14 protein-coding genes are annotated in these 20,483 nt (G+C 65.0%); 5 read left to right on the forward strand and 9 right to left on the reverse strand.

The annotated features are described in order from the left end of the window. Positions 1-145 precede the first annotated feature (145 nt). Both CSC70_RS02215 and CSC70_RS02220 read left to right on the forward strand, forming a co-directional pair. The gene (locus tag CSC70_RS02215; RefSeq protein WP_162454992.1) at positions 146-8,521 is read left to right on the forward strand and encodes an ESPR-type extended signal peptide-containing protein; all 8,376 of its coding nucleotides are present in this window, start codon (positions 146-148) and stop codon (positions 8,519-8,521) included. 8 nt (positions 8,522-8,529) lie between these two features. After that, the gene (locus CSC70_RS02220; protein WP_162454993.1) at positions 8,530-9,372 is read left to right on the forward strand and encodes an OmpA family protein; all 843 of its coding nucleotides are present in this window, start codon (positions 8,530-8,532) and stop codon (positions 9,370-9,372) included. 85 nt (positions 9,373-9,457) lie between these two features. Here the strand turns inward: CSC70_RS02220 and CSC70_RS02225 are convergent, their stop codons facing one another. The 4 genes from CSC70_RS02225 to queF all read right to left on the reverse strand — a co-directional run bounded on the left by CSC70_RS02225 (position 9,458) and on the right by queF (position 13,605). Further along, positions 9,458-11,689: an NADP-dependent isocitrate dehydrogenase gene (locus CSC70_RS02225; protein ID WP_162454994.1), complete on the reverse strand. Its 2,232-nt coding sequence runs from the start codon at positions 11,687-11,689 to the stop codon at positions 9,458-9,460. Between the two features lie 166 nt (positions 11,690-11,855). Further along, the gene (locus CSC70_RS02230; protein ID WP_162454995.1) at positions 11,856-12,329 is read right to left on the reverse strand and encodes a hypothetical protein; all 474 of its coding nucleotides are present in this window, start codon (positions 12,327-12,329) and stop codon (positions 11,856-11,858) included. A 32-nt stretch (positions 12,330-12,361) separates the two neighbouring features. Continuing rightward, positions 12,362-12,682 carry a LysM peptidoglycan-binding domain-containing protein gene (locus tag CSC70_RS02235; protein ID WP_162454996.1) on the reverse strand — a complete coding sequence of 107 codons (321 nt, stop codon included), beginning with the start codon at positions 12,680-12,682 and terminating at the stop codon, positions 12,362-12,364. Positions 12,683-12,795: 113 nt separating this feature from the next. Beyond that, the gene (queF, locus tag CSC70_RS02240; protein ID WP_162454997.1) at positions 12,796-13,605 is read right to left on the reverse strand and encodes an NADPH-dependent 7-cyano-7-deazaguanine reductase QueF; all 810 of its coding nucleotides are present in this window, start codon (positions 13,603-13,605) and stop codon (positions 12,796-12,798) included. A 57-nt stretch (positions 13,606-13,662) separates the two neighbouring features. Here queF and CSC70_RS02245 point away from each other — a divergent pair, with 57 nt between their 5' ends. Further along, a complete protein-coding gene (locus CSC70_RS02245; RefSeq protein ID WP_162454998.1) occupies positions 13,663-14,061 on the forward strand; it encodes a protease inhibitor I42 family protein in 399 nt (132 codons plus the stop codon). An 18-nt stretch (positions 14,062-14,079) separates the two neighbouring features. On the opposite strand, the gene CSC70_RS02250 is transcribed toward CSC70_RS02245, so the two are convergent. Beyond that, positions 14,080-15,384, reverse strand: coding sequence for a M20 family metallopeptidase (locus tag CSC70_RS02250; RefSeq protein WP_162454999.1), 1,305 nt, complete (start codon positions 15,382-15,384; stop codon positions 14,080-14,082). Positions 15,385-15,427: 43 nt separating this feature from the next. After that, positions 15,428-16,426, reverse strand: coding sequence for an aldo/keto reductase (locus tag CSC70_RS02255; RefSeq protein WP_162455000.1), 999 nt, complete (start codon positions 16,424-16,426; stop codon positions 15,428-15,430). A 101-nt stretch (positions 16,427-16,527) separates the two neighbouring features. On the opposite strand from CSC70_RS02255, the gene CSC70_RS02260 reads away from it, so the two are divergent. Both CSC70_RS02260 and CSC70_RS02265 read left to right on the forward strand, forming a co-directional pair. Continuing rightward, entirely contained in the window at positions 16,528-17,421 is an 894-nt protein-coding gene (locus CSC70_RS02260; protein WP_162455001.1) for a LysR family transcriptional regulator, read from the forward strand. Positions 17,422-17,432: 11 nt separating this feature from the next. Then, positions 17,433-17,624 (forward strand): oxidoreductase-like domain-containing protein, encoded by a 192-nt coding sequence (locus CSC70_RS02265; protein ID WP_162455002.1) that lies wholly within the window; start codon positions 17,433-17,435, stop codon positions 17,622-17,624. A 25-nt stretch (positions 17,625-17,649) separates the two neighbouring features. On the opposite strand, the gene purU is transcribed toward CSC70_RS02265, so the two are convergent. From purU to CSC70_RS02280, 3 genes are all read right to left on the reverse strand, one after another. Further along, on the reverse strand, positions 17,650-18,501 hold the full coding sequence (gene purU, locus CSC70_RS02270; protein ID WP_162455003.1) for a formyltetrahydrofolate deformylase: 852 nt from the start codon (positions 18,499-18,501) through the stop codon (positions 17,650-17,652). A gap of 88 nt (positions 18,502-18,589) precedes the next feature. After that, the gene (locus CSC70_RS02275) at positions 18,590-19,342 is read right to left on the reverse strand and encodes a glutathione S-transferase family protein (RefSeq protein WP_162455004.1); all 753 of its coding nucleotides are present in this window, start codon (positions 19,340-19,342) and stop codon (positions 18,590-18,592) included. Between the two features lie 55 nt (positions 19,343-19,397). After that, on the reverse strand, positions 19,398-20,444 hold the full coding sequence (locus CSC70_RS02280) for a ribonucleotide-diphosphate reductase subunit beta (protein ID WP_162455005.1): 1,047 nt from the start codon (positions 20,442-20,444) through the stop codon (positions 19,398-19,400). Between the last annotated feature and the right edge of the window lie 39 nt (positions 20,445-20,483).

The raw sequence follows: 20,483 nt of genomic DNA on the forward strand, positions 1-20,483 counted from the left end.
AAGACACCGAAACGATGTCGAGTGGTCGTAATGTGCGACTCATCACATTAGACACTGCTGGCGGAAAAGCACCCGTCCCGGATCGTTTGGTCAGGGGTGGAGATTCAGCGTAACGGCTGCAGAAAGCGCAGGGGCGAGACAAGGCATGAACAAGATCTTCAGCAAAGTATGGAATCGCAAGCTGGGCCAGCTGGTCGTGGCCTCGGAGTTGGCCCGTGGCGACAGCGCAACGGCGGGTGGGAGCCTGCGGGCCCATGGCCTGCTTGTGCCGTTGTCGGCATTGGCCTTGGGCATGGCGGCCACGCTGGATGTCAGTGCAGCCAGCTATTCGAATGTCGGCACAGTAAACCTGACGGGGACGCCGGGACCCAGCAACTCCTGTGTCAGCCAGACGGCGGTGGCACTTGGAGCGGACGCTACCTGGACCTGCATGGGGCAGACAAGCAGTGGTGGGCTGGCGTTGATCAACGGGATTACCGCTACGGCGCTGGAGGTGGGCACCTACGATCTGGATGCCAATGCTTCGGGAGCCAATGCCATTGCGATCGGCTCGCTCGGAACCCAGGCCTCCGGCGCGAACAGCATTGCAATGGGAGTCAATGCCAGCACTTCCAGCCAGGATTCCATCGCTATCGGCACCAACGCGGCGACGACGGCGGAGGACGATAGTGCAATCGCGATCGGCAACGGGGCAAACACGGAAGTCGGGCAGTCGACGGTTATCGGAGAAGGCGCAACGCTGACCAGCGTATGGGGTTCAGGCCCCGCGGACGGCAGCACGTATCAGGTCGGCGGCGTGGTCATTGGTAATGGCGCCAGTGCATACATCGACGGCAGCACGGCAGGGAGCGGGTATTACACCCCTGTTGCGATTGGCACGGTCAGCACCGCATCGGGCGATGGAGCGATAGCCTTGGGCGAGGCATCGAGCGCCACGACAGCGTTTGCCATGGCCCTGGGTACGGCGAGTTCGGCGACGGTTGCGGGTGGGGTGGCATTGGGTGCCAATTCCGTGGCGAACACGATAGCCGGCGTGGCCGGCTACGACCCGACCACCGGCACGGCATCCACCGACGCTTCCGCCACTTGGCAGAGTACGGCAGGCGCCGTCAGCGTGGGCGATGCGGACAACGGCGCGACCCGCCAGATCACCGGTGTGGCCGCGGGCTCGCAGGACACCGATGCGGTGAACGTGGCGCAGTTGACCGCATTGGCCGATGTGGTGGAAGGCAACGAAATCCACTACTTCAGCGTCAACGACAACGGTGTGGTTGGCGGCAACTATGACAATGACGGCGCGACCGGCATCAACGCCGTGGCTGCAGGCGTCGGAGCATCGGCGACCGGGACGAGCGCGCTGGCCATGGGTGTGGGAACCGCGGCCGCGGGCAATGGCGCCACGGCAATAGGCAACACCGCAAGCGCGGTTGTGGGTGATGCCATCGCCCTGGGTACCAATGCCGTGGTGACCAATATTGGAGCGGTCAACGATACCGGTGGTGCTGCAGGCGTACGTGGCATAGCCATTGGCACCAATGCATCCACCACCATGGCCAGCTCCATTGCCATCGGTTTTGGCGCCTTGGTACAGAACACGAACTCCGGCTCCAATACTCCTGCAAGCGGCATTGCCATTGGTACGGGTGCTGCAGCCATGGGCAATCGCAGCATTGCCATTGGTTCTCGCGCCGGTTCGGGTTCGGCCGGGTTCGACAATGTTGTCGTGGGCATCGATTCGGGGCGAAACATCAGCGGGGTTGCAGCTGCCGACAACGGCGGAGTAGCGACCAACGGCGCATCCAACACGGCCTTCGGCATCAATACCGGAAATAACGTGACGGGAGGCTCCAATGCCGCGTTCGGTGCCGGTGCCGGGAACAATGTCCGCGCCAATACAGACAGCACGCAGTCCAACTGCCTGTTCACGCCGTTCTACTGCTACGGAGGTGGCGGTAACGGGTCGAACAATGTGGCTTTTGGCAATGGTGCCGGAAGCGACGTGGCAGGCGCGTTGAACACGGGCATCGGTTGGCGCGGCGGTGCCGTCGTGAACGGTTTCAACAATGTCGGCATCGGTCCGCTGGGCGGTTTCACCGTGACCGGCTCCGGCAATGTGGGAATCGGCTCTTTCAGCGGCGCTTTCGTCACCGGCATGTTGAACACGGGCATCGGCAATGCGGCCGGTGGAAATGTCACCGGCGATTCCAACACGGCCATTGGTGACTCGGCAGGCAACTATGTGGCAGGCACGGCCAATTTGGCCATCGGCCAGGGAGCGGGCTCCGGCGACAGCGCAACGCCGTTGGCCGCCGATCGCACGATTGCCGTCGGCAATGACGCCATGGCGAGCATGAGCGATGCCATCGCCATTGGCACGGGAGCCCTGGCAACTGGCGCTTCCGCGATCAGCATCGGTACGGGCAATGAGGTGAGCGGGGACAATTCGGGCGCAATCGGCGACCCGACGATCATCACGGGAACTGGTTCGTATTCGCTGGGCAACGACAACACCATCGATGCGGACAACGCCGGAACCTTCGGCAACGACAACAACATCACGGCAGGCAGCGATGGCAGTCGCATCGTGGGCAACGGCAGCAGCATCACGGCGGCCGATGCTTTCGTGGTAGGCAACAATGCCAGCGCGAGCGTGGAAGGCGCGGTTGCCATTGGCAGCGATTCGGTCGCGGTCATTGCAGCGGGAGAGGCCGGCTACGACCCGATCACCGGCACGGCATCCACCGATGCCTCCGCCACCTGGCGGAGCACGGCCGGCGCAGTCAGCGTGGGTGATGCGAACAACAACGTGACCCGACAGATCACCGGCGTGGCTGCAGGCACGCAAGACACCGACGCAGTCAACGTCGCACAGCTGCAAGCGGCGGAAACACACTATTTCAGCGTCAATGATGGCGGCACTGTCGGTGGCAACTACAACAACGACGGTGCGACCGGCGACAATGCCGTGGCCATTGGCGTGGGCGCAACGTCGGCAGAACAGAACACGATTGCCATCGGTACCGATGCGTCTGCCAGTGGCGGATCGACGGACTATGGTGCAATCGCCATCGGCGATCGTTCCAGCGCCAATGGCAATGGCGCCTTGGCGTTTGGCCAGGAGAGCATTGCCAATGCCAGCGGGGCCATGGCCATGGGCGACGATGCCAACGCGCTGGCGTTATATTCGACGGCATTGGGCGATGGTGCCGAAACCAGTGCATTCAGCATTGGTGCGGTGGCGCTTGGAGCGGACGCTTCGGCAACCAACGCGCTGGGTGGCGTGGCGGTCGGGCCGACAGCGTCTGTAACCGCCACTACTGCCGTGGCCTTGGGTGGTGGAGCCTCGGCGACACAAGCCAGCAGCGTGGCGCTGGGCGCCGGCTCGGTTGCCAGCACGGCGGCCGGCGTGGCCGGTTACGACCCGGCCACGGGCCTGCCCTCGACTGACGGTTCGGCGACGTGGTTGAGCACGTCCGGCGCGGTCAGTGTGGGCGATGCGGCCAATGGCGTGACCCGCCAGATCACCGGCGTGGCCGCGGGAACGGAAGAGACCGACGCGGTCAACGTGGCGCAGCTCGTTGCCGCGCAGGAAGCGGCGACCACGCATTACTACAGCGTCAACGACAATGGCGTGGTTGGCAGCAATTACAATAACGACGGTGCGACCGGAATCAATGCGCTTGCCGCTGGACAGGATGCTTCAGCATCGGGAGCCCGGAGTGTTGCGATGGGTTACCAAACCAGCGCGACAGGCTCGCAAAGTATTGCGGTCGGTTATCGAAGCACTGCGGCGGGCGGGAGTATAGGAAGCGCCACGGCACTCGGAGCACAGAACACGGCATCCGGAGCCGGTAGCACTGCGATCGGCAACCAGAACCTGGCGACGGGCTCGCGCGCCACGGCCGTGGGCTATAACAATGATGCTGTTGGCGCGGAAAGTCTTGCGGCGGGTTATGGCGCGGAATCTTCTGGGATTGGGAGCATTGGCATTGGTCATACCGTCACGGCATCCGGTTTCAGGGCGATTGCATTGGGCACCTCCCGGGCCGAAGCCAGTGGAGATTCGTCAATTGCCATTGGTGTGGGAGCCTTGGCAACGGGAACCTCCGCGATCAGCATCGGTACGGGCAATGAGGTGAGCGGGGACAATTCGGGTGCAATCGGCGACCCGACGATCATCACGGGAACCGGTTCGTATTCGCTGGGCAACGACAACACCATCGACGCGGACAATGCCGGAACCTTCGGCAACGACAACAACATCACGGCGGGCAGCGATGGCAGTCGCATCGTGGGCAACGGCAGCAACATCACGGCGGCCGATGCTTTCGTGGTAGGCAACAATGCCAGCGCGAGCGTGGAGGGTGCCGTTGCCATCGGCAGCGACTCGATCGCGGCCACGGGGGCCGGCGTGGCCGGCTACGATCCGGTCACGGGCCTGGCTTCGACCGACACTTCCGCCACCTGGCTGAGCACGGCTGGCGCGGTCAGCGTGGGCGATCCGGTCAACGGTGTGACCCGCCAGATCACCGGCGTGGCCGCGGGCACGGAAGAGACCGACGCGGTCAACGTGGCGCAGTTGCAGGCGGCACAGGAAGCAGCCACGACGCATTACTACAGTGTCAACGACAATGGTGTGGTTGGCGGTAATTACAATAACGACGGCGCGACGGGCGTGAATGCCTTGGCGGCAGGCGTGGGCGCGCAGGCTTCTGGAATAAACAGCACCGGAGTTGGCGTTGGAGCGCTGGCCAGCGGGATCAATTCGACGGCACTGGGTCAAGGATCTTTGGCAACCAACGTGAACGCCGTAGCGATCGGTGCCGGCGCCGAGGCTGCGGGCAATGGCGATATCGCCATTGGCGGCGATGCCGGTTTGTTCGGTGTTTCCACCAATGCCAGCAACATCGCGATCGGCACGGTGGCGGGGCAGAACCTTGATGGTTCCGGAAATGTTGCCTTGGGCTATTCCGCAGGCGGCAACGCCACCGTCAACGATACCGTCAGTATCGGCGGCTATGCTGCGGCATCGGCAAACCAGGCTACTGCGGTGGGCCAGGGCGCAACCGCGACAGTGGCCGACGGCGTGGCACTGGGCAGTGGTTCCGTGGCGGATACAGGGGCCGGCGTTGCCGGTTTCGTGCCCGCGGGTGCCGATGCGGCGCAGGCTGCGGCGATTGCCGCCACCACCAGCACGCTGGGCGCGGTGAGTGTGGGTGATGCGGCCAACGGTCAGTTCCGCCAGATCACCGGTGTGGCTGCCGGCACCGACGACGACGACGCGGTGAATGTGGCGCAGTTGACCGCGCTGGCCGATGTGGTGGAAGGCAACGAAATCCACTACTTCAGCGTCAACGACAACGGCGTGATCGGTGGTAACTACGACAACGACGGCGCCACCGGCATCAACGCGCTGGCCGCAGGCGTCGGAGCGGTCGCATCCGACAACAATGCGGTCGCGGTGGGTTTCGGCACCGTAGCGGGTGCAATCAACAGCGTTGCCGTGGGGTCCGAGGCCACGACGGAAGTGAGGGGTTCGATCGTAATCGGTCGCAACACCAGCATGACCAGCGTTTGGGGAACAGGCCCGATAACCGGGGGCAATTATCAGGTTGGTGGCGTGGTGATCGGTTCTCGTGCCGAGGGGTATATTGACGGAAGTACCGTAGGGAGCGGAGCTTATAGCCCGGTTGCAATAGGCAACAGCAGTCGCGCAATGGCGGATGGGGCGGTTGCCCTGGGCGAACGTGCCGAGGCCACGACGACGCTGGCTACCGCACTGGGGACTCACAGCTCGGCAACGGTCTTCGGTGGTGTCGCGCTGGGGGCCAGGTCGGTATCCGATACGGCGGCGGGTGTGGCCGGTTACGATCCGGTCACGGGCCTGCCCTCGACAGACACTACGGCGACGTGGTTGAGCACGTCCGGCGCGGTCAGTGTGGGCGATGCGGCCAATGGCGTGACCCGCCAGATCACCGGCGTGGCCGCGGGCACGGAAGAGACCGATGCGGTCAACGTGGCACAGCTGCAGTCGGCACAGGAAGCAGCCACGACGCATTACTACAGTGTCAACGACAATGGCGTGGTCGGTGGCAACTACGACAACGACGGCGCCACCGGCACCAACGCGCTGGCCGCAGGCGTAGACGCCTCTGCCACCGGAAGCAATGCGACGGCAGTCGGGTCCGGCGCGGTTGCCAGCGGGCAATCCAGCTATGCAGCAGGTTTCGGCGCTTCGGCGACCGCGCGGGACAGCATCGCGCTGGGCACCAGCGCCAGCGCCACCACCCGTGATTCGATCGCGATCGGCACCAGCGCGACCATCACTGCGCCTCTCGGCAACGCCGTCGCGATTGGACATAGCGCCAACACCGAAGTCGGACAGTCGACCGTGCTGGGATACAACGCAACGCTGACCAGTGTTTGGGGGACGGGCGCGACAGATGGTGGCTCGTATCAGGTTGGCGGTGTGGTCATCGGCAGTGGTGCGAGTGGTTACGTCGACGGCAGTACGGCAGGAAGCGGCTACTACACTCCGGTCGCGATCGGCACCATCAGCTCGGCATCGGCCGACGGTGCGGTCGCCATCGGCGAAGCCTCCAGCGCAACAGCGACGCTCGCGTCGGCACTGGGCACGGCAAGCTCGGCAACGGTTGAGGGCGGAGTGGCCTTGGGCGCCAATTCCGTGGCGGATACGGCAGCGGGCGTGGCCGGCTACGATCCGGTCACGGGCCTGGCTTCGACCGACACTTCCGCCACCTGGCTGAGCACGGCCGGCGCGGTCAGCGTGGGCGATGCGGTCAACGGTGTGACCCGCCAGATCACCGGCGTGGCGGCGGGTACGGAAGAGACGGATGCGGTCAACGTGGCGCAGTTGCAAGCGGTGGCCAATACCGCCAGTGCGGGCTGGAACGTGACCGATGTCGATGGCAACACGGCCAACATCGGCCCCGAAGGCACGGTGACGTTCCAGGGCGATGGCAATATCGCGGTGGCGCAGACCGGGACCGACGACGACGGCACGATCGAGATCACCCTGAATCGCGATCTGGATGTGGACAGTGTGACCACGGGCAGCACGGTGATGAACGATTCTGGCGTGGCCGTGGGTGCCAATGTGGTTTTGGGCAGCACCGGCTTGACCATCACCGGCGGCCCGAGCGTGACCACGGCCGGTATCGATGCCGGTAGTCTGGTCATCACCAATGTCGCGGCCGGTGTCGCCGACACCGATGCAGTCAATGTCAGCCAGCTCAATGCGGTGGCCAATACCGCCAACGCGGGTTGGAATGCGACCGATGCCGATGGCAACACGGCCAACATCGGTCCGGATGGGACGGTGACGTTCCAGGGCGATGGCAACATCGCGGTGGCGCAGACCGGCACCGACGACGATGGTACGGTCGAGATCACCCTGAACCGCGATTTGGATGTGGACAGCGTGACGGCCGGCGATACCGTGGTCAGCACGACCGGCGTGACCGTGGGCAGCAACGTGAACCTGGGCAGCAGCGGCCTGATCATCACCGGCGGCCCCAGCGTGACCACGGCGGGCATCGATGCCGGCAACCTGGCGATCACCAATGTCGCGGCCGGCACCGCCGACACCGACGCGGTCAACGTCAGCCAGCTGAACGACGCCATTGGCGGCGTCACCACCACGATCACGAACCTGGACAACCGGGTTACCAACATCGAAGGCGACATCGTCGATATCCAGGGCGACATCACCAACATCCAGGGCGACATCGTCGACATCCAGGGCGACATCACCAATCTGGATAGCCGGGTGACCTATCTGGAAGACAACATCGATGCCAACCGGAGTCATTACACCAGCATCAACGACAACGGGGTGACCGGCGGCAACTACGACAACGACGGCGCAACCGGCGTGAACGCGGTGGCCGTGGGCGTTGACGCCAGCGCGTCCGGTGACGGTGCGGTGGCCATGGGCGATGGCGCCAGCGCCAGTGGCGATGACAGTTTGGCGATGGGCACCGGCGCGTCGGCGACGCACGACAACAGCGTCGCGCTGGGATCCGGCAGCGCCACCACGCGCGGCGCGCAGAGCGGCTACGATGCCGCCTACGTCGGCAACAGCGACTCGTCCGGCGAGTTGAATGTCGGCAACCGCACCATCACCGGCGTCGCCCCCGGCGTCGCCGCCACCGATGCGGTCAATGTCAGCCAACTCGATGCCGGGGTCGCCTCGGCGGTGGGACAGGCCAACAGCTACACCGACCAGCGCATCACCCAGATCGACAACGACATGTGGCTGATCGATCGCGGTTATCGCGGCGCGACTGCGTCGGCGATGGCCATGGCCGCCCTGCCGCAGCCGTTCATGCCCGGCAAGAGCATGCTGTCGGTCGGCTTCGGCGGCTACGAGAGCGAATACGGCATGGCGGTCGGCTTGTCCGGCATCACCGAAAACGGACGCTGGATCTACAAGGCGCAGGCCAGCGGCAACACCACACGTGACTGGGGCTTCTCGGTAGGGGCAGGCATCCAATGGTAATCCGGACGATGAACAAGAAAACGCAAACGAGCCGGGTCTGGCTGGCGCTGGTCGCGATCCCGCTGCTGGTCGCCGCGGGCTGTACCCGGCACGTCAGCCGCGACATTTCGGCGGACGGAAAAGCCGGCGAAGTGATCTTTCCGGAGATCAAGCCGGGCGGCTGGATGCAGGAGGGCACCTTCCCGACGCCGGACAGCCTGCGCCAGATCATCCCGGGGATGAGCAAGGACCAGCTGTATGCGTTGCTGGGCGCCCCGCATTTCCGCGAAGGGTATTACGGCGTGCGCGAATGGGACTACATCTTCAACTTCCCGATCGGCACCGACGGCGCGTACAGGACATGCCAGTACAAGATCATCTTCGATGAAGACTTCCTGGCGCGTAGCTTCCATTGGAAGGACCCTGAATGCCGGCAGTGGGTGCAGGCCGGTGAGCGATCGACAGCGCCCCGGCAGGTGGTGAACCTGTCGGCAGATGCCCTGTTTTCGTTCAACGGCGCCAGCAAGGACGACATCACCAACGATGGTCGCGACCAGATTGCGGAGCTGGGCGAGAAACTGGGCAAGGATGTCACCGTCCAGCACGTGCTGGTGACGGGTCACACCGACCGGATTGGCAGCGACGCGGCCAACCTGGCGTTGTCGCAACGGCGCGCCGAGACCGTGCGTTGGCTGCTGCTGGAAGCCGGCGTTCCGGCCGACAGGATCAGCGCGGTCGGCGCCGGCGAGACACAGCCGGTCAAGGAGTGCCCGACCATCACCGATCGCCAGGCGGAAATCGCGTGCCTGCAGCCCAATCGCCGGGTCGAAGTGGCGATCTGGGGAGAAGGAGATTCGCCGGACAGCATGTAAGGCACGATCCGGAACACAACCCGGAGATGGAAAAAGCAAACCCCCGGCATGCCGGGGGTTTGCTTTACAAGGGCAACGACCGGCGTCAGTCGTTCAGACGGTCGATGGCCGCATTCAGGGTTTCACTGGGCCGCATCGCCGCACGAACCTTCGCCAGATCGGGATGGTAGTAACCGTCGATCTCGACCGGCGACCCCTGCACGCGGTTGAGTTCGGCGACGATCTTCGCCTCGTTCTCGGCCAATGTTGCGGCCAGCGGCGCGAACTTCGCCTTCAGCGCAGCGTCTTCGTCCTGTTCGGCCAGCGCCTGCGCCCAGTACAGGGCCAGGTAGAAGTGGCTGCCGCGGTTGTCCAGGCTGCCGAGCTTGCGCGCCGGCGATTTGTTGTTGTCGAGGACCCTACCGTTGGCGACATCCAGCGCTCGCGCCAGCACGGCGGCGGTTGCATTGTCGTGGTGTTCGCTCAGGTGCTCGAGCGAAGCGGCCAGGGCCAGGAACTCGCCCAGCGAATCCCAGCGCAGGTAGTTTTCCTCGAGGAACTGCTGCACGTGCTTGGGCGCCGAGCCGCCGGCGCCGGTTTCGAACAGGCCGCCGCCGGCCATCAGTGGCACGATCGACAGCATCTTGGCGCTGGTACCCAGCTCCATGATCGGGAACAGGTCGGTCAGGTAGTCGCGCAGCACGTTGCCAGTCACCGAAATGGTGTCCTCGCCCTTGCGGATGCGCTGCAGTGACAACTTCATCGCCTCGTCCGGTGGCAGGATGCGGATGTCCAGGCCGGCGGTGTCGTGGTCCTTCAGGTAGGCCTCGACCTTGGTGATCACCTGTGCGTCGTGGCCGCGCTGCGGGTCCAGCCAGAACACCGCCGGGGTGCCGCTCAGGCGCGCGCGGCTGACCGCCAGCTTGACCCAGTCACGAATCGGAGCGTCCTTGGCCTGGCACATGCGCCAGATGTCGCCGGCCTCGACGGCGTGGGCGAAGATCACGTCGCCGGCCTCGTCGGTCACCTGCACCACGCCGTCGTGCGGAATCTGGAAGGTCTTGTCGTGGCTGCCGTATTCTTCGGCCTTCTGCGCCATCAAGCCGACGTTGGGCACGCTGCCCATGGTGGCAGGATCGAACGCGCCGTTGGCCTTGCAGTCCTCGATCACCACCTGGTAGATCGTCGCGTAGCAACGGTCGGGGATCATCGCCTTGGTGTCCTGCAGCTCGCCCCTGGCGTTCCACATCCTGCCGCCGTCGCGGATCATCGCCGGCATCGAGGCATCGACGATCACGTCGCTGGGCACGTGCAGGTTGGTGATGCCCTTGTCCGAATTGACCATCGCCAATGCGGGACGCCGGTCGTACAGCACATCGATGTCGGCGATCAACTGTGCCTGCACGCCCGGCTCGAGCACGGCCACGCGCGAATACAGATCGCCGATGCCGTTGTTGGGATCGAAGCCGGCCTCTTCCAGCGCCCCGGCATACTCGTCCAGCACCGGGCGGTAGAACTCGGACACGGCCACGCCGAACATGATCGGGTCGGAGACCTTCATCATCGTCGCCTTCAGGTGCAGCGACAGCAGCACGCCTTCGGCCTGCGCATCGGCGATGGCGTCTTTGAAGAACTGGGCCAGCGCCTTGCGGCTCATCACCGCCGCATCGATGATCTCGCCGGCCAGCACCGGCGTTTTTTCCTTCAGTACCCGGGAGCTGCCGTCGGCGCCGATCAGGGTAACCTTGACGTTGCCGGCGGCGGCCATTGTGGCCGAACGCTCACTGCCGTAGAAATCGCGGTCGGCCATGTGGGCGACGTGGGTCTTGGAATGCTTGTCCCAGGCACCCATGCGGTGCGGATGTTTGCGCGCGTAGTTTTTCACCGACAACGGTGCGCGGCGGTCGGAGTTGCCTTCGCGCAGCACCGGGTTGACCGCGCTGCCCTTGACTCTGTCGTAGCGGGCCTTGATGTCCTTCTCGGTATCGTTCTTCGGTTCGTCGGGATACTCCGGCAACGGGTAGCCCTGCCCCTGCAGTTCCTTGATCGCCGCCATCAGCTGCGGCACCGAGGCGCTGATGTTGGGCAGCTTGATGATGTTGGCGTCCGGGGTGGTGGCCAGCGCGCCGAGTTCGGCCAGATCGTCGGAAGCCTTCTGCCCGTCTGCCAGGAATTCCGGAAACTGCGACAGGATGCGCGCGGCCAGCGAAATGTCCCGGGTTTCGACCGCGATCCCGGCCGGCGCCGTGTAGGCCTGGATGATCGGCAGCAGCGACTGGGTGGCCAGGTAAGGGGCCTCGTCGGTGAGGGTATAGAGGATCTTCGGCGCTTCGGACATGGATCGGGACTCCAGGGAAGTAGGTGCGACCGCAAGCAGGCGGCGCAATCAACTGTTCATTGTCGCGCGCCCGGTGCCGCAGGGCAAAGCCGACTTTTGTCCGGCGCAAAAAAAGAGGGCGCGGAAAATCCGCGCCCAATCCTGCTTGCCCTGGAGGGGTCCGGGCTTACTTGACTTCGATAGTCGCAGTACCGGCAGAAGCGCCGTCAAGCATGGCTTCAAACGTATAGGTCCCGGTCGGGAAGCCATCCGGCTTGGAGATGCTGAAAGTCGATACGCCGGGGCCAGTCGTGTTCAGGGTCTTGGTTTCCTCGCTGACGGTCTGGCCATCCTGGTAGGTCCACTTGGAGGCCAAGGTCGCACCATTGGCGGTACCATCAGTGGCGACGCTGGCGTAGAGGGTGTCGCCGGGAGCAGCGGTCATGGCAGAAGCGGCGACGTTGCCACTTGCGTCAACACTGTTGCCGATGGTCACGCCAGTCACCGAAATCGGGGCGGGGGTCATCATCGGGGCCGCCGGAGCGGGTTCTGTCGGAGCGGGGGCCATGGCGACCGGCTCTTCCTTCTTCTTGCAGCCGACCAGCGCGATGCTGCCAGCCAGAGCGACGATCAAGGCATAGGAGATGCGATTGTGCTTCATGTATTCGGTCCTTGGATGTTCAGTAGAAAAGATCAGGCTTCTTCGGGCAGCGTCGGCAACTTGAGTACCTGACCGGGGAAGATGCGGTCAGGGTCGTCCAGCACGTCACGATTGGCTTCGAAGATGTCACGCCAGGCGCTGCTCCGGCCGTAATGCTCCTTGGCGATCTTGGAAAGCGAGTCGCCTCTCTCGACGGTATAGGTCGTTTCGGTCGGCGGCGTCACGTCCTCGATTTCTCCAGAGACCGTGAAGCCCTCTTTGACGTTGGAGAAGTCAGGTGCTTCCTGAGCCTGTCCGGAGGTAGTGAAGCCTTCCGAGACATTTGAAAAATCGGCTTTCTTTTCGGTACTCATGCAGGGCTCCTGCCGGGTAGGGGTGATGATGAGTGATAAATCTACACGGGCGTTGTTAAGAAATCATCGCCCTGGCGTGAAGCCGGAGTTGGGTGATCCCGGCCGGTCAGCTTCTATTGTCGCAGGTCGCGGATCGCGGCCGGCAGGGCCACGCCTAATGTGACACGGCAGGGGTTGATGTCCAGGCCGCCGCGGCGGGTGTAGCGGGCCTCCACGGCCAGCTGCTGTGGCTGGCAGCGTGCCATCAGGTCGATGAAGATCCGTTCCACGCATTGTTCGTGGAAACCACTGTGGTGGCGGAAACTGACTATGTAACGCAGCAAGCCGGCGCGTTCGATGCGCGGCCCCCGGTAATGCAGTGTCAGGGTCGCCCAGTCCGGCTGGCCGGTGACCGGGCAGTTCGATTTCAGCAAGCGCGAATACAGAATCTCTTCGGCCATGTCCGTGCCTGTGGCGAGCAGGCCGGCATTCGGCGGTCCGTAATGGTCGATCACGATATCCAGATCGTCGATGCACTCGCCCTGCTCTGCCTGCATTGGCGGCAGGCCGAAGTCCATGCCCACATCAGCGCCCGCACAGGCCGACAGGTCGGTCACGATGCGTGTCCGCAGGGCCTCGCGGTCGGCGAAGCGCTCGTCGTTGAGCGAATTCAGGTACAGCTTCAGCGACTTGGATTCGATCAGCCGGTCCGAGGCGCACGGTACGTACAGGGTGGCGGTGTCGACCTGCGGCTTGCCGCGCGCATCCAGCCACGACAGCTCGTAGGCCTGCCAGCGGTCGTGGCCGGCGAACGGCAGCGCTTCGGGAGCAATGCCGATATCCCGTCGTGCGGGAGCACGCGGCACTGGAAACAGCAACGCTGGATCGTACCGGCCGGGATAGGCGGTTTCGCGGCCGAGCAGGGAATCTTCGGGACGGGACATGCGGGCATTCTATGTCCGCTGCGGTATAACAGGATCACTCGATACCGGAGATGCCGCATGACCGTGTTCCGAACGAGCCTGCTTACCGTTGCCTTGCTGGCTGCCTGTGCCTCGCCGCGGGGAAGGCCGGTGCAGGCCGGGCAGGACGCGCCGACCGAATTGCGGCCGGGGCAGGAAATGGAGATCGCGCTGCAAGGCAACGCCAGCACCGGTTACCAGTGGGAGCTGGTGGCCGACGGCGCGCCGCAGTTGTCGGTGCTGCCGTCGCCGGCGACGAAGGAAAGCCCGGAGGCGAAAACCGGCAGGGTCGGCACGTCCAGCACCTATTACTGGCACTTCCGCGCCGAGCGTCCGGGTGAAACGACGGTACGCCTGGTCTACCGACGCGCCTGGGAAGGCGACCAGCCGCCGGCCGACGAGGCGAGTTACGCGGTGATCGTCCGGGCCGACGAATGACGCGCCGGCCGCGGGAACTCAGCCCGACACGTCGCCGTTGAGGTAATCCAGCGAGACCTGCAGCAGCGCGCGCAGGCCGACATCCAGCGCCGATTCGTCGAGGAAGAATTCCGGCGAGTGATTGCTGGGCGCGGTCTTCGGGTCCTGCCCCTTCGGTGTGGCGCCGACGAAGAAGAACATGCCCGGCACCTGCTGGGCATACAGCGAGAAATCTTCCGCGCCCATGGTCAGGCCGGGATCGACCACGTTGCCCGCGCCGGCAGCCTTTTCCAGACTGGGCCGCATGCGTGCGGTCAGGGCCGGGTCGTTGATGGTCGCCGGGTTGCCCTTTTGGTCGGGCACCTGGGCCACGGCGGTCGCGCCGTGCGCGTCGGCGACCTTTTCGGCGACGTTCTTCAGTTCGGCGAACACCGACTGGCGCATGCCTTCGTCGAAGGTACGGATGGTGCCGACCAGTTCGACTTCATCGGGAATGATGTTGTAGCGGATGCCGCCCTTGATGGCGCCGAAGCTGACTACCACCGGCTGCCGGGAGATGTTCTGCCGGCGGCTGACGATGGTCTGCGCGGTGCCGACGACGTCGGCGGCGGCGACGATCGGGTCGATGCCGCCCCATGGCGCCGAGCCATGCGTCTGCCGGCCCTTGACGACGATGTTGAAACGGTCCGAGGCCGCCATCAGCGGTCCGCCGCGGACGCCGATCTGGCCGGCGTTGAGGGTGGAGAATACGTGCAGTCCGAACACCGCCTCGGGCTTGAAGTCGGTGAACAGTCCCTGCGCCAGCATTTCCTCGGCACCGCCCTGCTCGCCATCCGGCGGGCCTTCCTCGGCCGGCTGGAAGATGAAGAGCACTTCGCCGGGCAGCTCGTCCTTCATTCCGGCCAACGCTTCGGCCACGCCCATCAGGATCGAGGTGTGGGCGTCGTGGCCGCAGGCGTGCATCACCCCGACCGTTTCGCCGCGAAAGGTGGCGGTGGCGGTGGAGGCGAACGGCAGGCTGGTGCGCTCGGTCACCGGCAGCGCGTCCATGTCCGCGCGCAGGGCAATGCGCGGGCCGGGCTTGCCGCCTTTCAGCACCGCGGCCACGCCGGTGGTGGCGATGCCGGTCTTCACATCCAGGCCCAATGCGCGCAGATGCTCGGCGACCAAGGCCGAGGTCCGGGTTTCGCGGTTGCCCAGCTCCGGGTGCTGGTGCAGGTCGCGGCGCCACTCCACGACCTTGGCTTCCAGTGCAGGATCGGTCTTCACCGGTTCGACCGCGCCGGCCATCGGCGCGATGGCGCACAACAGCAACAGGGACAGCAACGAGGGGCTCAGGCGCATCGCGGGCACTCCGACAGGTTTGCCCGCGATGCTACCCCATCGCTCAGCGGTTGACCGAACCCATCGATGCGGCCGGATAACGCGCGCCAACGGCGGCATCGGGCGGGAACACGGCGTCGATGCCGGCCAGTTCCGCCGCATCCAGCGTCAGCTCCAGTGCGCCGAGGTTTTCTTCCAGCCGGGCGACATGCCGGGTGCCGGGGATCGGCACCAGATCCTCGCCCCGGGCCAGCACCCAGGCCAGGGTCAGCTGGCCGGCGCTGACGCCCTTGTCGGCGGCCAGCGCGCGGATGCGTTCGACCAGGGCCAGGTTCTTCGCGAAGTTGTCGCCCTGGAAGCGCGGCGAATGGCGGCGGTAGTCGTCGGCGTCGAAGTCGTCCGGCGAGCGGATCGCGCCGGTCAGGAAACCGCGACCCAGGGGCGAGTACGGCACGAAGCCGATGCCCAGCTCGCGCACGGTGTCCAGCACGCCATTGCTTTCGACATCGCGCGTCCACAGCGAGTACTCGGTCTGCAACGCGGTGATCGGGTGCACCGCATGGGCGCGGCGAATGGTGTCCGGCGCCGCTTCGGACAGGCCCAGATGGCGCACCTTGCCCTGCTCGACCAACCGCGCCATCGCGCCGACGGTGTCCTCGATCGGCACCTGCGGGTCGACCCGGTGCTGGTAGTACAGGTCGATGTGGTCCACGCCCAGCCGCTTCAGGCTGCCCTCGCACGCGGCCTGCACGTACTCGGGCCGGCCATCGACGCCACGCGCCTGCGGGTCGGACGGGTCCAGGCGGATGCCGAACTTGGTGGCCAGAAACACCTGTTCGCGGCGATCGCCGATCGCCTTGCCGACCAGCACCTCGTTGGTGTGCGGGCCGTACATGTCGGAGGTGTCGAACAGGGTCACGCCAAGCTCGATCGCGCGATGGATGACGCGAATCGATTCGGCGTCGTCGCGCCCGTCCGGGCCGTAGAACGCGCTCATGCCCATGCAGCCCAGACCGAGGGCGGAGACGGTCGGGCCGTTGCGGCCCAGGATACGGGTTTTCATGGGGGAGTCCTTGATGTGGCGGGAGAGGCGCGCAGCTTAGGCGCTGTCAATTGATGAATAAATTGTCATTATGAGAATCCAGTATGTAGTTGGACTTCACAATGAGCCTGCCTTCCCTGCCGGCGGTGCTGGCGTTCGCACGCGTCGCCCAGCATGCCAGTTTCAGCCGGGCGGCGGCCGAACTGGAGGTTTCGCCGTCGTCGTTGTCGCAGACCATCCGCCAGCTGGAACGGCGGCTGGGCGTGCGCCTGTTCAACCGCACCACGCGCCGGGTCGGGCTGACCGAATACGGCGTCCGCTTTCTCGAGCAGGTGCGCCCGGGCCTGGCCCAGATCGATTCGGCCTTGCGCGACCTGGAGAACGTGCGCGACGTGCCGACCGGCCATCTGCGCATCAACCTGACGCATCTGGTGGCCGAGCAGCTGGTGCTGCCGCGATTGCCTGAATTCCGCCGCCGCTATCCGCAGGTGCAGGTGGAGCTGTTCGAGGAAGCCGCGCTGGCCGACCTGGTGGCCGGCGGTTTCGATGCCGGCATCCGCCTCGGCGAAAGCCTGGCCCGCGGCATGGTCGCGCTGCCGGTCGGACCGATGCAGCGGCAGGTCGTGGTCGCCGCGCCGGACTATTTCGCGCGGCGCGGCGTGCCGGCGACACCGGCCGAGCTGACCGAGCACGACTGCATCCGCTACCGGCGCAGCAACGGACGGCTGATGCCGTACGAATTCAACCAGGACGGGCGCGATTTCGAGGTCGAAATCGACGGTTCGCTGATCGTCAACAACTCCGACACCGGGCGATTGATGGCATTGGCGGGACTGGGCGTGGCCCAGTTGTTCGAAACACAAGCGGCGGCCGACCTTGCGGAAGGAAGGTTGCGGCGCGTACTCGATGCCTGGCAGCCGCCGTTTCCGGGCTGGCACATCTACTATCCGGCGCGCGAACAGCTGCCGCCGAAGTTGCGGGTGTTCATCGATTTCCTGCGCGAAACAGCAGGCTGACGGAGTTCGGCATGTCGTCCGCAAGACCACCCGATCCCGATCCCATGCCGCAGCCGCCGGAAGCGCCGCTGGCGAGCGACTGCTGCGAAAGCGGTTGCCCGATCTGCATTTTCGACCTGCATGCCGAGGCGATGCAGGAGTACCGCAAGCGGCTGGCCGAATGGCGAGAACGGCACCCGGACGCGGACGAGGGCGCGAAGTAGCGCCGCCACTGCAGGCATCCCGCAGTCAGCGGAACACCACCGTGCGGTGCCCGTTCAGCAGGATCCGGTGTTCGACGTGCAGGCGCACCGCGCGCGCCAGTACCCGCGACTCGATGTCGCTTCCGATCCGGATCAGCGCATTGGGCGTCATCGAATGATCGACGTGGCCGACGTCCTGTTCGATGATCGGGCCTTCGTCGAGATCGCGGGTCACGTAATGCGCGGTGGCGCCGATGATCTTGACCCCGCGCGCGTGGGCCTGGTGATAGGGCTTGGCGCCCTTGAAGCTGGGCAGGAAGCTGTGATGGATGTTGATCGCGCATCCGGCCAGCGCATCGCACAGCTGCGGCGACAAAATCTGCATGTAGCGCGCCAGCACCACCAGATCGACCCGCTCGCGTTCGGCCAGTTCCAGGATCTGTTGCTCCTGCTCGGCGCGGCGGTCGGTGTCCACCGGGAAATGATGGAACGGCACCCCGTAGGACGCGGCGAGTGCCGAATAGTCGTCGTGGTTGGAGGCGACGGCGGCGATGTCTGCGCGCAGTTGCCGGCTATGAATGCGGAACAGCAGGTCGTTGAGGCAATGCCCCTGCTTGCTGACCAGCACCAGCAGGCGCGCGCGTCGCTGCGCATCGTGCAGCTGCCACTCCATCGCGAACGCTTCGGCCAGCGCGGAGAAGGCCGTGCAGAACGCCTCCAGCGCCGCCTCGTCCGGCGCGTCGAAATGCACACGCAGAAAGAACCGCCCCGCTTCGCGGTCGCCGTACTGCTGTGCGTCCAGGATGTTGCAACCGGCTTCGAACAGCAGGGCGCTGACGCGGAAGACGATGCCGGTGCGGTCCGGGCAGGACAGGGTCAGGACGTGATCGTGGCGCATGTCGGCATTGGGGCAGGCGGCTACAGAGAGTAGCAAGCCAAGGAGGCGGTCGCGGCGAAAGTCACGGCTGCAACCTTCGTGTCGGAGGCTACTCGATCCGCATCATGCTGCGGCGGGGGCTACCCATGCGCAGCGGGTGTTCGCCCAGTGGTGCGCCAAGGTCGGCGAGCAGGGCGCGTTGTTCCGGCAGCGGCGTGCGCATTATCGACACCTCGAATGTGGCCAATCGCGAGAAAGCCGGCAGTGCGAACACACGCTCGACGAAGGCGGCGGCACGCGGCCAGCGCTGCGCGTCGATCTGGTAGCGCACGTAAGTGGCGTTGCGGAAAAAGCTGCCGATACTGATGTCGGCAATGCTCGGCGCGCCGAACAGGAAGCCCTCGGCCGGCAGCAGCGATTCCAGATAGTCCAGCGCGCGCGGCAGGTGCTCCTCGCGCGCGCGGCGCACGACCGCTTCGTCAGTCGGTTCGCCGAACAGGAAGCGCTTGACGCCCTGCTGGAAGAACATGCCCCAGATCACCACGTCGCCCAAGTAGGCGTCGGCGTATTCCTCCAGCCAGCGCGCCTGCGCGCGGTCGCCGATGTCGGCCGGATACAGCGGAACCTCAGGATGGCGCTCCTCGAGGTACTGGCAGATCACGCTGGAGTCGTTGACCACGCGTTCGCCGTCGATCAGCACCGGGATCCGTCGCAGCGGACTGAGCCGGGTGAATTCCTCGTCGCCGACGAACGGGGCAATCGGGTCGATCGTGTAGCCCAGCCCCTTGGTCTCCAGCACCACCAGCACCTTGCGCACGTAGGGCGAGAGGTAATTGCCGATGACGTGATAGCGCGCAGACATGGCGAGACCCTTCGGTGGCGGGAGCGCCATGATGCCAGAGCATGCCGGCGCGGGATCAGAACGCGTGGTCGAAGCCGACTTCGCCCTGCACGCCGACCTGATAGGCCGAGACTCGGCGTTCGAAGAAGTTGGTCAGTTCCTGCACGTCCTGCAGCTCCATGAACGGCAGCGGGTTGCGGACGTGGTACTGCTTGTCCATGCCTAGCCGCGCGAAGTGGTTGTCGGCGCAGTGCTGCAGGTACTGGCGCATGTCGCGGGTGGAAATCCCGGCCACGCCGCCGGACAGCACGTCCTCGGCAAACTGCACCTCGCACTCGATCGCCTCGGCCAGCATGTCGCGGACCTGCTGCTGCATGGCGTCGTCGAACAGGTCCGGTTCCTCTTCGCGCACCACCCGCACCGATTCGAAAGCGAAATCCATGTGGCAGCTTTCGTCGCGGAATACCCAGTTGGTGCCGCTGGCCAGCCCCGGCAACAGGCCGCGCGAACGGAAATAGAATACGTAGGCGAAGGCGGCGAAGAAGAACAGGCCCTCGATGCAGGCGGCGAAGCAGATCTGATTGAGCAGGAACTGCCGGCGCTGTTCGCGGGTCTCGATGCGCTTCAGGTCCTGGATGCTGTCGATCCACTTGAAGCAGAAATCGGCCTTCTGCTTGATCGACGGAATGTTCTCCACCGCGGCGAAGGCCTTGAAACGCTCGCCAGGGTCCGGCAGGTAGTTGTCGAGCAGGGTCAGGTAGAACTGCACGTGCAGCGCCTCCTCGTACAGCTGCCGCGACAGGTACATGCGCGCTTCGGGCGCGTTGAGGTGCTGGTACAGGTTCAGCACCAGGTTGTTGGAGACGATCGAATCACCGGTGGCGAAGAACGCGACCAGTCGGTGGATCAGGTGGCGGTCGGCCGCAGTCATCTTGTCGTGCAGATCGGTGATGTCGATCTGGAAATTGATCTCGTCGACGGTCCAGGTGTTGCGGATGCCGTTGCGGTACATCTCGTAGAACTGCGGATAGCGCATCGGGCGCAGGGTCAGTTCGAAGCCGGGATCGAGCAGGCGAGGAGTGAGTGGAGAGGAGTGAGGGGTGAGGGGGTCAATGGCTGACATGGAAATGGGATTCCTCTGATGGTGCGAATGGCGACATTT

It is taken from the genome of Pseudoxanthomonas kalamensis DSM 18571 (assembly GCF_010211745.1).
GTDB classification, from domain to species: domain Bacteria; phylum Pseudomonadota; class Gammaproteobacteria; order Xanthomonadales; family Xanthomonadaceae; genus Pseudoxanthomonas_A; species Pseudoxanthomonas_A kalamensis.

Coding starts and splice junctions, on each gene's coding strand:
- CSC70_RS02215 (WP_162454992.1), top strand. CDS start 146: ATGAACAAGATCTTCAGCAAAGTATGGAATCGCAAGCTGGGCCAGCTG.
- CSC70_RS02220 (WP_162454993.1), top strand. CDS start 8,530: ATGAACAAGAAAACGCAAACGAGCCGGGTCTGGCTGGCGCTGGTCGCG.
- CSC70_RS02225 (WP_162454994.1), bottom strand. CDS start 11,689: ATGTCCGAAGCGCCGAAGATCCTCTATACCCTCACCGACGAGGCCCCT.
- CSC70_RS02230 (WP_162454995.1), bottom strand. CDS start 12,329: ATGAAGCACAATCGCATCTCCTATGCCTTGATCGTCGCTCTGGCTGGC.
- CSC70_RS02235 (WP_162454996.1), bottom strand. CDS start 12,682: ATGAGTACCGAAAAGAAAGCCGATTTTTCAAATGTCTCGGAAGGCTTC.
- queF (WP_162454997.1), bottom strand. CDS start 13,605: ATGTCCCGTCCCGAAGATTCCCTGCTCGGCCGCGAAACCGCCTATCCC.
- CSC70_RS02245 (WP_162454998.1), top strand. CDS start 13,663: ATGACCGTGTTCCGAACGAGCCTGCTTACCGTTGCCTTGCTGGCTGCC.
- CSC70_RS02250 (WP_162454999.1), bottom strand. CDS start 15,384: ATGCGCCTGAGCCCCTCGTTGCTGTCCCTGTTGCTGTTGTGCGCCATC.
- CSC70_RS02255 (WP_162455000.1), bottom strand. CDS start 16,426: ATGAAAACCCGTATCCTGGGCCGCAACGGCCCGACCGTCTCCGCCCTC.
- CSC70_RS02260 (WP_162455001.1), top strand. CDS start 16,528: ATGAGCCTGCCTTCCCTGCCGGCGGTGCTGGCGTTCGCACGCGTCGCC.
- CSC70_RS02265 (WP_162455002.1), top strand. CDS start 17,433: ATGTCGTCCGCAAGACCACCCGATCCCGATCCCATGCCGCAGCCGCCG.
- purU (WP_162455003.1), bottom strand. CDS start 18,501: ATGCGCCACGATCACGTCCTGACCCTGTCCTGCCCGGACCGCACCGGC.
- CSC70_RS02275 (WP_162455004.1), bottom strand. CDS start 19,342: ATGTCTGCGCGCTATCACGTCATCGGCAATTACCTCTCGCCCTACGTG.
- CSC70_RS02280 (WP_162455005.1), bottom strand. CDS start 20,444: ATGTCAGCCATTGACCCCCTCACCCCTCACTCCTCTCCACTCACTCCT.